Origin of the sequence: Capnocytophaga stomatis (genome assembly GCF_002302635.1) — a bacterium.
In the GTDB taxonomy this organism is placed as follows: domain Bacteria; phylum Bacteroidota; class Bacteroidia; order Flavobacteriales; family Flavobacteriaceae; genus Capnocytophaga; species Capnocytophaga stomatis.
In genome coordinates this window covers 2,151,607-2,165,241 of sequence record NZ_CP022387.1, presented here as the reverse complement: position 1 = coordinate 2,165,241, position 13,635 = coordinate 2,151,607, and the positions used below count along the sequence as shown (strand labels likewise).

Annotated in this window: 17 protein-coding genes; 6 read left to right on the top strand and 11 right to left on the bottom strand. The window is 34.8% G+C overall.

The window, feature by feature from the left end; translation table 11 throughout:
* Nucleotides 1–68: 68 nt before the first annotated feature.
* Nucleotides 69–770 (bottom strand): DUF4197 domain-containing protein, encoded by a 702-nt coding sequence (locus CGC58_RS09615; protein WP_095896514.1) that lies wholly within the window; start codon nucleotides 768–770, stop codon nucleotides 69–71.
* Between the two features lie 19 nt (nucleotides 771–789).
* Nucleotides 790–1,509, bottom strand: coding sequence for a hypothetical protein (locus tag CGC58_RS09610; protein WP_095896513.1), 720 nt, complete (start codon nucleotides 1,507–1,509; stop codon nucleotides 790–792).
* Between the two features lie 227 nt (nucleotides 1,510–1,736).
* Between CGC58_RS09610 and rmuC the strand changes: the two genes are divergently transcribed.
* Nucleotides 1,737–3,062: a DNA recombination protein RmuC gene (gene rmuC, locus CGC58_RS09605; RefSeq protein WP_095896512.1), complete on the top strand. Its 1,326-nt coding sequence runs from the start codon at nucleotides 1,737–1,739 to the stop codon at nucleotides 3,060–3,062.
* Nucleotides 3,063–3,077: 15 nt separating this feature from the next.
* Here the strand turns inward: rmuC and CGC58_RS09600 are convergent, their stop codons facing one another.
* Nucleotides 3,078–3,941, bottom strand: coding sequence for a DUF3822 family protein (locus CGC58_RS09600; RefSeq protein WP_232748826.1), 864 nt, complete (start codon nucleotides 3,939–3,941; stop codon nucleotides 3,078–3,080).
* A complete protein-coding gene (locus CGC58_RS09595) occupies nucleotides 3,895–4,551 on the bottom strand; it encodes a hypothetical protein (RefSeq protein WP_095896510.1) in 657 nt (218 codons plus the stop codon). The genes CGC58_RS09600 and CGC58_RS09595 overlap by 47 nt, the downstream gene beginning before the upstream one ends.
* Before the next feature lie 114 nt (nucleotides 4,552–4,665).
* Here CGC58_RS09595 and CGC58_RS09590 point away from each other — a divergent pair, with 114 nt between their 5' ends.
* Nucleotides 4,666–6,084 (top strand): ATP-dependent DNA helicase, encoded by a 1,419-nt coding sequence (locus CGC58_RS09590; protein ID WP_095897196.1) that lies wholly within the window; start codon nucleotides 4,666–4,668, stop codon nucleotides 6,082–6,084.
* Nucleotides 6,085–6,108: 24 nt separating this feature from the next.
* On the opposite strand, the gene CGC58_RS09585 is transcribed toward CGC58_RS09590, so the two are convergent.
* From CGC58_RS09585 to recR, 5 genes are all read right to left on the bottom strand, one after another.
* Nucleotides 6,109–6,855: a metallophosphoesterase gene (locus CGC58_RS09585; RefSeq protein WP_095896509.1), complete on the bottom strand. Its 747-nt coding sequence runs from the start codon at nucleotides 6,853–6,855 to the stop codon at nucleotides 6,109–6,111.
* Nucleotides 6,855–7,994, bottom strand: a complete 1,140-nt coding sequence (locus CGC58_RS09580) for an ATP-binding protein (RefSeq protein WP_095896508.1) — start codon at nucleotides 7,992–7,994, stop codon at nucleotides 6,855–6,857. Before CGC58_RS09580 ends, CGC58_RS09585 begins: the two co-directional genes overlap by 1 nt.
* Before the next feature lie 188 nt (nucleotides 7,995–8,182).
* Complete coding sequence (locus CGC58_RS09575) at nucleotides 8,183–8,536, bottom strand: 4Fe-4S binding protein (RefSeq protein WP_095896507.1); 354 nt, start codon at nucleotides 8,534–8,536, stop codon at nucleotides 8,183–8,185.
* 114 nt (nucleotides 8,537–8,650) lie between these two features.
* A complete protein-coding gene (locus tag CGC58_RS09570) occupies nucleotides 8,651–9,961 on the bottom strand; it encodes a dihydrolipoamide acetyltransferase family protein (RefSeq protein WP_095896506.1) in 1,311 nt (436 codons plus the stop codon).
* A gap of 158 nt (nucleotides 9,962–10,119) precedes the next feature.
* Nucleotides 10,120–10,737 (bottom strand): recombination mediator RecR, encoded by a 618-nt coding sequence (gene recR / locus CGC58_RS09565; protein WP_095896505.1) that lies wholly within the window; start codon nucleotides 10,735–10,737, stop codon nucleotides 10,120–10,122.
* A gap of 378 nt (nucleotides 10,738–11,115) precedes the next feature.
* Between recR and CGC58_RS12725 the strand changes: the two genes are divergently transcribed.
* Complete coding sequence (locus CGC58_RS12725) at nucleotides 11,116–11,286, top strand: hypothetical protein (protein ID WP_157909249.1); 171 nt, start codon at nucleotides 11,116–11,118, stop codon at nucleotides 11,284–11,286.
* Nucleotides 11,287–11,510: 224 nt separating this feature from the next.
* Here the strand turns inward: CGC58_RS12725 and CGC58_RS09555 are convergent, their stop codons facing one another.
* Entirely contained in the window at nucleotides 11,511–11,954 is a 444-nt protein-coding gene (locus tag CGC58_RS09555) for a hypothetical protein (RefSeq protein ID WP_095896503.1), read from the bottom strand.
* Nucleotides 11,955–12,011: 57 nt separating this feature from the next.
* Here CGC58_RS09555 and CGC58_RS09550 point away from each other — a divergent pair, with 57 nt between their 5' ends.
* Entirely contained in the window at nucleotides 12,012–12,224 is a 213-nt protein-coding gene (locus CGC58_RS09550) for a hypothetical protein (RefSeq protein WP_095896502.1), read from the top strand.
* A gap of 3 nt (nucleotides 12,225–12,227) precedes the next feature.
* On the top strand, nucleotides 12,228–12,809 hold the full coding sequence (locus CGC58_RS09545; protein ID WP_095896501.1) for an antA/AntB antirepressor family protein: 582 nt from the start codon (nucleotides 12,228–12,230) through the stop codon (nucleotides 12,807–12,809).
* Nucleotides 12,810–12,895: 86 nt separating this feature from the next.
* On the opposite strand, the gene CGC58_RS12720 is transcribed toward CGC58_RS09545, so the two are convergent.
* Nucleotides 12,896–13,210 carry a hypothetical protein gene (locus tag CGC58_RS12720; protein WP_157909248.1) on the bottom strand — a complete coding sequence of 105 codons (315 nt, stop codon included), beginning with the start codon at nucleotides 13,208–13,210 and terminating at the stop codon, nucleotides 12,896–12,898.
* A gap of 80 nt (nucleotides 13,211–13,290) precedes the next feature.
* Here CGC58_RS12720 and CGC58_RS09535 point away from each other — a divergent pair, with 80 nt between their 5' ends.
* Entirely contained in the window at nucleotides 13,291–13,602 is a 312-nt protein-coding gene (locus tag CGC58_RS09535) for a hypothetical protein (protein WP_157909247.1), read from the top strand.
* The last annotated feature ends 33 nt before the right edge of the window (nucleotides 13,603–13,635 follow it).

Sequence of the window (13,635 nt, the reverse complement as noted above, 5' to 3'; positions counted from 1 at the left end):
GCAATAGCACATAATGTTATTAGTTTTATTCTCATTCTTTTAACAATTTTATGGTTTTGAATTGATGATTAATCTTGCAGAGTAAAAACAGACTTTAATAAAGATGTTGTTCTTGCTGATATGTTAGTTCTGATTTCCTTTTCCTTATCTCCCACTTTTACAAATAATCCGTTGATAGCCTGCGTTGTAACATATGAAGTTAAGTTAGGTTCTACCTTTTTCACAAACGGAATTTGATTGTATTGATTGATAATATCACTCCAAATTTTATCAGCACCTACTTGGCTAAGTGAAGCTTGTATTTTGGGAGCAAAAGCAGCCTGCAAAGCGGAAAACGTATTGTTTTTCAGGTATGTTGTTGCAGCTTGCGAATCACCTTTCAAAATCGCCATTGCATCATCAAACGTCATATTTTTTATGGCTGAAATAAAAATCGGTTTTGCCTCATTTACAGCATTTTCAGCAGCTTTGTTTAGTATTTTTAAACCTTCGTCAGCCAGCGACCCTAATCCGATACTTCGAAGAGCAGAATCCACTTTTTTCAACTCATCGGGGAGTAAAATCCGAACGGCTTGGTCTTTAAAATATCCTCCATCTTTGCTGAGGATGTCCACTCCGTTTGACACACCAAATTCTAAGGCTTGTTTTAATCCATCTGCTACATTAAACCCTGTATTTGAATAAGTTGAATTAATAACTTGTTGCAATTCACCACAACTATTCAATGTTAATGATGCTAACAAAAGTAACGGAAAAACAGTTTTTCTCATCGTTTTTATTTATTTTATATTATTTATTTATTCGTTGATTTATGTGTCGATACAAACTATAATTTATAGCGTAAAAAATAGGCAATGTTAATGCAAGACCGAAGCCAAAAAGCAACACTCCTGAAAATGCTAAAACTACACCAACAAACAATACAATCAAAGTTGTAAACATTTGCGGAGCCACGCTGGCTGAACTTTGTTTCATTGAAGCTTTAAGTGATTGATTCTCAAAGATAATAATCGGTATTGTTAGTGTAAACAATAAAGATAATATCACTGATACAGAGAAATTTACAGTAGCAAGACCTAATTTCATCAGAAGAAATTCTATGACCAATTTTACAGCCATCAGCCCAACGACAAAGCCCAAAATTCGGGTCGTAAAGGTAGAATTATAGTATGAGAAAAGCACTTTATAACTTACTTCTTCTCCCCTTTTTTTCATATCAAAAGCTTTATAAAATCCTGCTGACATCGGAGCTATAATACACTGAATCAACAACATAAACAAATTGAACTTTATCTGAAATTGTGGCGTAAGAATTATCTCCTGAACCACCTGAGGATTTTCAATTACGCTTTTCATTAGGTATTCTTGCGAAACTCCAAAAAGGATTGGAAAAATCAGCATATAGATTCCTAAAATAATTGAAATTACAGAAATTGACCCTAATATGGTAATTACAAAAGAATTACGATATATTTTGAAAGCGTCTTTTAAAATATCCAATAAAAGCATTTTGTATGAAATATGATTTAATTTTTGTTAAAAAAGAATATAAAATATCTAATTTTCGTACTAAATATTAACAAATTAATTTTATATCCCGCAAATATATAAAAATATAGCCACACGGCGAAAAAAACTAAATTATTTTCCCGAAACGCAAATTTCATTGTTCTTTTTCATTATTTTAATACCTTTGTGCCTTTCCATTTTTTATTAATTTTCAAAAGGTTAAAAATATGTTTGTGTATCTTGTTATTAGTGTTATTTGCTTAGGGATTGGCTTTTTTTTAGGAAATTACATAAATAAAATTAAAACTGAGAACTTAATTTCATCAAATAAAAGCCGTGAGGAGCTACAAAAACGCTCTTTGGAAGAATTACAGCAACTTTTGGCAGCTGAAAAGCAAGAAAAAGAAGTTTTTAGAGACCAAAAAGATGAATTAAATCTACTTTTGACCAAAAACGAATCGGAAAAAGAGTTTTTATTAACAAAATTGAAAGAAAAAGCCAAGGAAACTGAACTTCTACAAGAAAAATTCTCGAAAGAATTTGAGAATTTGGCAAATAGAATTCTGGAGGAAAAATCGTCCAAATTTACAGAACAGAATAAAGAAAATCTCAAAAACATCTTAAGTCCGTTACAAGAAAAAATTAAGGATTTTGAGCAAAAAGTAGAACACAGCCAGAAAGAAAATATCAGCATACATTCTGCTCTAAAACAGCAACTTATCGACCTACAAAATCAAAATTTACGCATCACCAAAGAAGCCGAAAACTTGACAAAAGCCCTCAAAGGCGACAGCAAAATACAAGGAAATTGGGGAGAATTGGTTCTGGAAAAAGTTCTGGAAAAATCAAATTTGGAGAAAGGAAGGGAATACACCGTTCAGGAATCATTCGTGCGAGAGGACGGCTCAAGGGTCATTCCCGACGTGATAATTCATTTGCCTGACGGAAAAAAAATGATTATCGATTCAAAAGTTTCTTTAACTGATTATGAGCGTTTTGTAAATGCCGAAGAAGAGGAAAAACCCATCTTCCTAAAGCAACATATCAATTCAATTAAAAGACATATTGACCAGCTTTCGAGCAAAAAATATGAAGATTTATGTACCAACAGCCCCGATTTTGTATTGATGTTTATTCCTATAGAACCCGCTTTTGCCATCGCACTGCAAAGTGATGATTCACTGTACACAAAAGCCTTCGCTCAAAATATTGTTATTGTAACTCCAACCACTTTATTGGCAACACTTCGCACAATCGATTCGATGTGGACAAATCAAAAACAGCAGGAAAATGCGTATGAAATTTCACGCCAAGCAGGAGCTTTGTACGATAAATTTGAAGGTTTCATCGCTGATTTGATTAAAATAGGTAAAAAAATGGACGAAGCAAAGTCAGAATATGGCAATGCAATGAATAAGTTAGTTGAAGGAAAAGGAAATATTGTCAGAAGTATCGAAAAATTGAAAATAATGGGCGTGAAATCAAAAAAATCGCTCCCCGAAGCCATCCTAAAAAGAGCAATGCCTGAAAAAGAGGACGAAAATGAAGAATAATTGCGGATTTATTCTTTAAAAAGATTGTGTAAGTACAAAATTTTTGTGAATTAAGCCCTCGTCCATTCCTTCAGAGTAATAGTTTTTGTTGTGCTTCATCAGGTAAATATACTTTATATACTTCTTAATTCGGTCACTCATTAAGGAATTTATGTTCATATCTCCTATGAAGTACAACGGCACTCTTTCCGTATTTATGTTCAGCTGCTCAACCGAAAAAAGAATAAAATAGAGAAAATCGTCCATCGTTTGATATTCAAATCGATTGAAATAATACAGTTTTTTATCTCTGAAAACTACAAAGTAAAACGAACTTTGCTCCGCATACACATACATAATTTCGTAAGCGTGTGAAGCGTAATGTTTCAGAAGCATCCGTAGTAATGAAGAGGCAAAATGCTGATATTCAAATGTTCCGTAATACTCAATTAAAATATTATTTATAAAAATATCCGGAACAAAAACGTTTACCGTTTCAATGGGAATAATTCTGTCGTAATCAACAAAATTTTCTTTTAGCGAAGAAACATCAATACTGTATTTCAAATATTCTATTGCTTCTTTCTTGCCCATAAAAAGAGCCTGCGGAATGAAAGTAAATATTGGCGTGTTATGAAACACTTTTATATTATTGAAGTCCTGACGTAAATCCTCCTCAGAATCCAATATGGTATGAATCTCCCGTTCAATTTCCTGCCTATTTTTGTAGTTGAAATTTATTGGGAAATTATAGATAGATTCAACGTAATTTAACACAGGATTGAAGACACAAAAAGAAAGTCCATCCAAGTTAATTTGAATGGACAATTCCTTGAAATAAGTTCTAAATATATTATTTTCTTGCTGTCTTTGCATCGTATGACGTAGGCCAGTTACCATTTGTACTTAGTTCTTCCAAAGAACCTACTTTGATATCCGCACCTTTAACATCTTCTACTGAATTTTTTGCAACTTCTTTTTCTACCTCATTTTTGTCAAGCCCCCAAAGTACTTTAGCTTTAGGCACAGAAACTTCAAAAACAGAAGCTGAATATCCATTTTTGTCAAGAGAAGCAGTCTTCATCACGAATTCTTCTTTTGGATTTTCAGCAAAAGGAACGTATCTAAGATTTTTATAACGATCAGAATTTTTGAACAAAGAATCTTTAACTGATATATGTCCCAAAGTATCAACCACAACTCCTTGTTTTAAAACATCAATTTTAAATGTTTTATCATATTCCGTCCAGCTCGTATCACGCTGAGACGTGATTGTAAACTTTTCAGTTTCAATAAACTTAGTTAAGTCATCAAAACTATTTGCATATTTTCCTGTTACAACCCGATGTGCCTCCTGAGCATCTCGAATATCTTTTAACTTACCGATTACCGCCGTGTAACGTTCCGTTTTAATTTTGTTAAATTCAATAGGACCGGTGACTGATTTATAAATCATAAAGCAAAAAAATAAGCCCACAGCCCAAAGCGCAATTTGTAAAATTTTTTTCATCTTTTAAAAATATTTTTTTCTTGACTGGTTTACTGCAAAGCTACAATTTTTTTTTATTCAAAAAAGCTTTTTGACAAAAAAAATTATATTTTTGGCATCTCTATGGATTCATCAATGGATAAAAATACCTTTTTCAACGGACTTTTAAAGGTCTTTCCTCATACTCCCACGGCATCTCAAAACATTGCTTTGCAACTTCTTAGTGAATTTTTATTAAGTGAAAATTCTTCCGAAAAACTATTTTTGCTCAAAGGATTTGCAGGAACAGGAAAAACTTCGATTATCAATTGTTTGATACAAAACTTGCCTTCAATCGGGCATAAAGCCGTTCTTCTTGCACCTACCGGGCGAGCCTCGAAGGTAATGTCCAATCTTGCAAAACAACAAGCTTTCACCATTCATAAGCACATTTATTTTCCGAAAACAAATGGAGGCGAATTTTCTTTTACGCTGAAAGTCAATAAATTCAGAAATACCTTATTTATTGTAGATGAAGCCTCAATGATTGCGGATAGCAGCGAACATTCCTTTGAACAGAATTCTCTTTTGGATAATCTCATAACGTATGTCTATTCCGGAAAAGGCTGTAAACTATTATTGATGGGAGATTCTGCTCAGTTACCGCCTGTTAACTCCGATTACAGCCCTGCGTTGGATATTCGAAATTTGGAGGTTCGATACAATAAGGAAGTATCTCATATTGAGCTTAATGAGGTTGTTAGACAAGAAAAGAAATCCGGAATTTTATACAATGCCACAAAAATCAGAGAGCTTCTTTTTAATTTTTCCTTCCAAAAAAATTTCAAATTCAATATCAAAAACTTCAAAGATATTGTTCGGCTAACCGAAGGAACTGAAATTCAGGAAGCTATAGAAAATTCATATTCCTATTATGGCTCGGAACAGACTGCAATTATTGTCCGCTCGAATAAAAGAGCTGTGCTTTACAACAAGCAAATCCGAAGGGTAATTTTGGATAACGAAAACGACCTTTCCGCAGGAGATTTGCTTATGGTTGTGAAAAATAATTATTACTGGCTAAAGGATTCACCTGAAGTAAGTTTCATTGCCAATGGCGACACTCTGGAGGTTCTTCAAATCTATGCTTTTCGGGAATTATATGGATTTCGGTTTGCTGAAGCCAAAGTACAACTTGTTGATTACCCGAATCATCCTCCGTTTGACACGGTTCTTCTCTTAGATACTCTTGAATCTGAAAATCCGTCACTTACCTATCAGGAAAGTAATCGCCTTTATGAAGAAGTTTTACTTGATTATGAAGAAGAAACTTCCGCATACAAAAAGTACTTAAAAGTTAAAGAAAATCCTTTTTTCAATGCTTTACAAGTCAAATTTTCGTACGCTATCACCTGTCATAAAAGCCAAGGAGGACAGTGGGACGTTGTTTTCATTGAGAAACCTTACCTCCCAAACGGAATTGATGAAAGCTACCTACGTTGGCTTTATACCTCACTAACCCGTGCCGTTCAAAAAGTATATTTGATTAATTTTCAAGAAGATGATTTCAGGTAAAAACTTTGAGTAATTAGCAAATCATTACTTATTTCTTCCCTTTTCATCTGGATAAAGTTCAAAAACAGGGTCGCTTTGCCAATATTCTTTGGTATCAATATCCATAATTGAAATTCTTCCTTTGAATGCAGCTCCTGTATCCACGTTCCATACATTATTGGCTGTCATCGGTTTATCAGTTCCTGAGCGAGTTGTTGGCGTATGCCCTATGAATGTTTCCGAATATAGCAACAAGCGACTGGGGTATTTGCTATCTTCGGGCGAAGTTTTCACCGATGTCGCTAATTCCCAAAGAGTTCTGTCCCAATAGAACATTTCAGGAAAGTACTCAAAATCAACCCCTCTGAGATTGGTAAATCCTGCGTGAACGAATAACCGATTTTTACTGTCCAAATAATAATTTTCTAAATCCGAAAGAAACTTGATATGCCTTTGCTTTACTTCATCCGAAATATTTTGGTAGGCTTTCTCCGTAGCATCTCCTCCGTGATAATACCACATCTTTTCCATTGAAGCTCCTTGCAAAAATTCAAGACAAAGAGCATCGTGATTTCCCCTGATAAACAAGCAATTATAATGCCTTTTGAATTGTAACAAGAAGTCAAGTACCTCAGGAGTTTGGCTCCAACCATCCGAATAGTCTCCTAAAAATATGAAAAAGTCATTTTTTCTTATTTTCACTCTTTCAAGTACCTGAACCAGAGCCTTGTAAGCCCCGTGAATATCTCCGACAACTAAAGTTCGTCGGGAGTTAGCAGCTGGTTTCTTCATCAACGATTGTATTTTAATTTTCGTAATATTCTTAATGTTTCTTTCAGTGAGCTATATGCCTCTCTGTCAATCTCTTTTAATTTCGGTCGTACTTCTTCCAAAAATTCTTTCACCTCCAAATGCCCGTTCAAATAACATTCCAAACATATTGAAGGCAGCGTTGGAATTTCTTTTAATTCCTCTTCCGTCAGAGGGTTATCATTAATTATCTTCTCTAAAATAGCTCGGTTTTTACTCCATACATCGCATATTTTCTTCTCGTCATAAATGGGTGGCGAAAAAATGAGTTCCTGTTCTATTTTATAAGTTCCGTTATTTGAAAAATCAATTTGAACAATCTCCAGAGGATGATAATCCTTCTGATTTTCAATACCTAACTGAATATATTCTATTATAGAAAACGTATTTTCTTCAACGCGAATTTCAACTTTATCAAGATTAGAAAAAAACAGACGAACTTGCTCATTAATAAGCTCAATATCAACTCTAGAATACATCTTTTTCCCATTGACAAGTTTAGGTTTCCCTGCCCAACAAAGTACAAATTGTTCTCTAAAAACCTGATAATGTGATTCTAAATCTTTATGGCGATGATTTATGAAATTAATTACTCCGTCTAAAGTGTGTTGAATGTTATTGCTTGATGTTTTTTCAATTTGCTGAACTATCTCAGAATTAGAGTCTTTCAGCTCAAAATCAACATTTTGTATTTTGCTATTGCTTCCTTCTCTTTTAAAAATCGTGTCTTTTGAGTATTTCCATATGCCTTTGGAAAGAGAGCAAATTTTCTGTGATGAGGTAACAGTCACCAATCCTACCACTTTGTCATTTGGCAAATCGGGGAAAATAATATTTTCGTAAGTGATTGAAGGGGCGTTGTGTAAATAGGAATTAATCAAATTTTGAATGCGACTATCATCAAAAAAATCCACCCCCACTATTTCACGTGACTCATCTTCTACTCCTATGATAATGAATGCTTTATTATACGGATTAGAATTTGCCAAAGCACAAATTATCTTCAAAAACTTTGCTTTTCCTTCTCGGCTGTTTAGGTCAATAAAACGCTTTCGGTCATAGAAACTATTTTCATCACTATGCCCTAACAAATTCTTTATTAACAAACGTTTATTGACCATTAGTTCGAGAATTATTTTATTAATTTCGCTTCGAAATCAGTTGATTTTGCATCACAAAGATATAATTTATTTTTCGGAAAGCAATTTTTTTTGATATCACACTTCTAAAAATAATCACTCATTAACAAGCAAAACCTCCAACCTTTGAATTTCAAAAATTGGAGGTTTTTTTATTTTGTTTCCCACTTTTATTCCTCGTTATGCAAGAATTTTTTCTTTGCCTCAAGTTCTTCCGTTGTTTCTTGATTGTCTTCATCGGGAATGCAACAATCCACTGGACAAACAGCCGCACACTGTGGCTCTTCGTGAAATCCTATACACTCCGTACATTTGTCAGTTACGATAAAATAAAAATCATCGCTAACAGGCTCTTGTACTTCATCTGCGTTCAACTGCTTTCCATTGGGCAAAACTATCTCTCCTTTCAAAGCCGTTCCGTCGCTATAACGCCAATCATCTGCTCCTTCATAAATAGCATTATTAGGACATTCAGGCTCGCAGGCACCACAATTTATACAATCATCAGTAATCTTTATCGCCATAAATCTATAGTTTTCTCGTTTTTTTAATTATGGGGGCAAAGATACGTTATTTTTTAAATATAATGATTGTATCTTGAGGTGTAAAAGTGCAATAAACTCGGAAATTTAGAATGATTATAATTCTCTGTTTACATCCCAATTTTCAAGATATTTCGCCACAAACTGTACAAACATTCCTCCTAAAGCACCATTTACAACACGATGGTCATAGCTATGAGACAGCATCATTTTGTAACGGATTCCTATCACGTCACCTTCGGGAGTTTCAACAACGGCTGGAACTTTTTGGATTGCACCAACAGCCAAAATTCCTACTTGTGGCTGATTGATAATCGGAGTGCCGAACAAAGTCCCGAATGAACCGATATTTGTAACTGTGTAAGTTCCGTCTGTTATATCATCAGGAGACAATTGACCCGCTCTGGCACGCGATGCTAAGTCATTGACTATCTTCGCCATACCTCTCAAGCTTAGCTGGTCGGCATTTTTGATTACAGGAACGATAAGGTTTCCGTCAGGCAAAGCCGTGGCCATACCAATATTTATGCTTTTCTTTTTGATGATAGTTGTTCCTTCAACTGATATGTTCATCATCGGAAATGCGAGCAATGCCTTGGCAACTGCTTCCATAAATATAGGTGTGAACGTGAATTTTTCTCCTTCACGTGCCTCAAAAGCTTTTTTTGCTTTGTTACGCCAATGCCAAACTCGAGTCATATCAACCTCAATAAAACTCTGAACGTGAGGTGAAGTATGCTTACTACGTGTCATATGTTCCGCGATGAGTTTGCCCATTCGTGACATTTCAATCAGTTCATCGCCTTTTCCTATTAATTCGGCTTTTCTTTCGGCAGAAATTTCAGGTTGAAGAAGAGGAACTTGAACCACCTTTTGTGTCAATTCAGATGGAGCACTTGCTCTGTTTTCCAAATAATCAAGCATATCTTGTTTTGTAACCCGATTATCTACTCCGGTTCCTTTAATTTTATCCAATTCCTGCAACGAAATTCCTTCTCTTTTAGCGATACTTTTTACCAGAGGAGAATAGAAACGTTCTGTATTTGAGCACTGAACTTTTGAAGATTCAGCATTTTGCAGTGTTGTTTCCTTTATTTCAGCAATTTCTTTTTCTATTGCTTTTGCTGTAGTTTCAGTTTTTGCTTCTTGCTTTGCATCTTGAACCGCTTCTGTTTCAAGAATAGCCATAACTTCACCAACTTTTACCACTTGGTCAACTTGAATACAAATCTCAACAAGCACTCCTGAGACTTCCGAAATTACCTCCGTATCTACCTTATCTGTAGAAACTTCAACAACTCCTTCCTCTGCCTCAATAGTTTCTCCTACTTTTTTTAACCAATTCGTAACGGTTGCCTCTGCAACACTTTCCCCCATTTTGGGTAATCTTAATTCGTATTTAGCCATTTCTTAATTGTAGTTATTTAGAGATTAGCTCTTACACCAATCGGTTTTTAAAAATATACACAAAATATGCCCAAAGATACAAAAAAAATTCAAATTAAATATTTTTGAGCATTAAATAATACTAAAATTTTTATTTTTGGAAATTGACTTTTTCATTTTCAACTTTTTAAAGAGTGCTCAAAAGGGACTCTTTGCGTGATGCTTCTTCCCAAAGTAACTTCATCGGCATATTCCAATTCACCACCCACCGAAATACCTCTTGCTATGGTTGAAACAGTGATATCGTATCGTTCTATTTGCCTGAAAATGTAGAAGTTTGTCGTATCTCCTTCCATCGTATTGCTCAGTGCAAAGATGAGTTCTTTTACATTGCCTTCCTCTACTTTTTTCACTAAAGAACTGATATTCAAATTTGAAGGACCTACTCCATCAATGGGAGAAATCTTCCCTCCCAAAACGTGATACTGACCAAAAAACTGCCCTGTATTTTCAATAGCCATCACATCACGAAAGTCCTCCACTACGCAAATAACTCCTGTATTTCTGCTGGGATTGCTACAAATTTCACAAATATCAACATCTGAAATATTATGACAATTATTACAATACTGAATGTTTGTACGCAAATTTAGTATCGCATTTGCCATTCTAACAGATTGTTCTTCAGGTTGTTTTAACAGATGTAATGCAAGACGTAATGCAGTTCGCTTCCCAATACCGGGCAATTGTGCAATTTCATAAACTGCATTTTCTAAAAGTTTTGACGAAAATTCCATTGTGCAAAGGTAAGCAAAAGTTAAATTTTCTTTCAAACAGAATGTTTAAAAATCAAAAAGAAAGTCAAAATATATTCACGAGCCGCATTTAACTCATATAACCCTCAAATCCACCAAGAAAATAAACAACTTATATGGGCAGTAATATAAAAAGTACAAAACCACACTAACAAAAAAAGCCTGTAAAAATCTTGAAAATAAAGAAGTTACAACCAAAAAAGCCCGATTTTCAACGACAAAAGAAATGTGCAACTACCGTAATTATGCGTAATTCTACCGAAAGATTTTTAAGCCAAAAAGCCCCGTATTGAAGCCCTACCGTAATTGACACAAGGCAATATGCCCCAAAAGAGCTAAACCCCTTATAAAACAAGCCCTTTGGGGCTTTTTTTATGTGCTGAAACCACTGCTTTGAAACCCGCCGACAGACCATTTGCGTGGGCTCACGAAAATGATACCACCCCACCCCGAAAAACACAAAAAAACGCATTAGGTGGATGTTTAGGTGGACGTTTAGGTGGACAAAAAAACGAAAAAAATAACCCTTAAAACAGGGTGTAACGACACGTTTAACCTATGAAACCGCTAAAACAACCCCTTAACGCAGGGTGTAACGACATTATTTTTGATAGTTAAAACACATAAAATATTGATTTTTAAATATTTATATTTTATATTGATATATAACAAGGCGTTTGCACCGAAAACTGTACATTTTATTTGGTTACGCCTTACCTGAATTGGAACTATTATACCCACAAGCTGGGCAATAATTAACGTTGTGGCTGAACGAGCGATTTTGCTTGGCTTGGTTGGTTGAATTGATTGACTGCTACACTTTGAGCTGACTTTAACGCCTGTATTTCAGCTTCTAATTTGGCGATTTTTTCCTCTTGCAGTGCGTTTATTTTTTCTAATGAAGCGTTATTTTTCTCCAACATAGCTACGTACTTATCATTTACTGGTCCTGCCGATGGCTGGTTTTGCTCATTTTTAAGCATTGAACCATTGCCCGTAAGCAACCATTCAGCATTTATTTCAGGAATTTCAGATAAAATTTTATCTAAAAAATCCGAATTAAGAGAAGTTAATTTCTGTTTTCCTTTGAAATTTCCATAAGTCATTCCAAAATTTTCAATAAATTTTTCTTTGCTAATACATTTATAATCAGATATTTCTAAAATCCTTTCTTTTATGTAAGATATTTTTTTATCCATTTTCTTGTTTATTAGATATTTTTTTATCTGTCTTTGCAACGTTAAAACATAGAAACAATGGAGACAAAGGTACAAGATTTTAATGAGATTGTTCGCTTTTGCGAACAAAAAAGACAAACAGGGGATTATCAAACACTTGCTAATGTGTTGGGAGTGAATACAGATGCGGCAAGAATGCAGATTTATAGAAAAACAGAAAAAGCCGTAATGATACTCTACAAAATCATTAAGCAACGGGAGGAATTAAAGAAAGAATATCAAAATCAATAAGTTATGCAAGAATTAATCACAATTACAGAACAAAACGGACAGAGAGCCGTAAATGCAAGAGAATTGCACGAATTTTTAGAAGTAGGAAAAGTATTTGGAGCTTGGATAAATGAGCGTATTGAGCAATACGGATTTATTGAAAATCAAGACTATGTAGTTTTTTCCAAAAATGGAAAAAACCCCGAAGGCGGACGACCATTAAAAGAATACGCCATTAGTATAGATATGGCAAAAGAGCTTTCGATGGTGGAGCGAAACGAAAAGGGCAAGTTGGCACGTCGTTATTTTATTGAGGTTGAAAAACAGCAACGCAGTAAAACGCTTCAAATAGAGCAACGAAGCCAACGCCAAATACAGCAAAAACAACGAATGGAGCTTATTGACCTTATTCGAGAGCATTTACGCAGAGGCGATATCACGGAAGTTTGCCGAGAAAATGGTTTTGCTATGAACCAAGTAAAGAATGTAATGCGTTATGATAATTTCCGTGCCGATATTGTTAAAGCGTTGTACAACAAGGCTCTTTCCAACAAAAAGCAACTGGGCAGTGAACTCCAACAAATGATTGACGAACTCAAAAAATAGAGCAATGAAAAAAATCTTAAAAAAACTTCTCGCACCGGTGATACGAGAAGTAGTGCAAGAGGAAATAAAAGGGCTAAATAAAAGCCTTACAATTGAGCATCTAATAAAAGAATTTTCTGTTGTAGTTCGTTCTTGCAATGAGAAAAATCATTCAGACAAATACCCTCAATATTCACTGCTTGACTTGAAAGGGGAAGTGGTATCAGTGGTAATAGAAGCCTTAAATAAGACGTATATGTTTGAAGAAAATCAGCAAAAAGGGCAGGAGTAAATTCATTGGCATCTGTTAATAACGAAAATTCTCTGTAAGCATTAGCAAGGGCTTTTTCAAAAAAGTCATTTTCCAAAGCATCAAAGCCATAGGTATTTATAAGCCAAGAGTTGAAAAGATTAAAATCCATATAACTAAATTTAAGATTGAGACCGCAAATTTAGTGATTTTTCCCGACCTGCTACGAGCAGGGGCAAACAAAACAACGCTGTGGGTCGCACCCACTCGGAAATTATCGTGCGAGGCGGAAAAGTCAAGTTAAAATCCGTAGGGAAGACATATATGTCTTCCGTTAAAAAAGACACGTTACAAGTAAATAGCACGAGTGTCCGTACGGCTGAAAATACGCAAAAAATCACTGAAAATAAATCGTTTAGCAAAACAAAAGAAGTGAAAACGAGCCCGTTTCGTTGGCTTTATTTTACGATGTTTGTCGCAGGCATCATAATTTTGGTTTTGGCATTTTTGCAATGGCGATTGAACGTTTTCGGACGATTTAAACGGCTTTTAAAAATGATTTAAATGGTAGGGAAACGAGCCTTATAATTCGCCCTT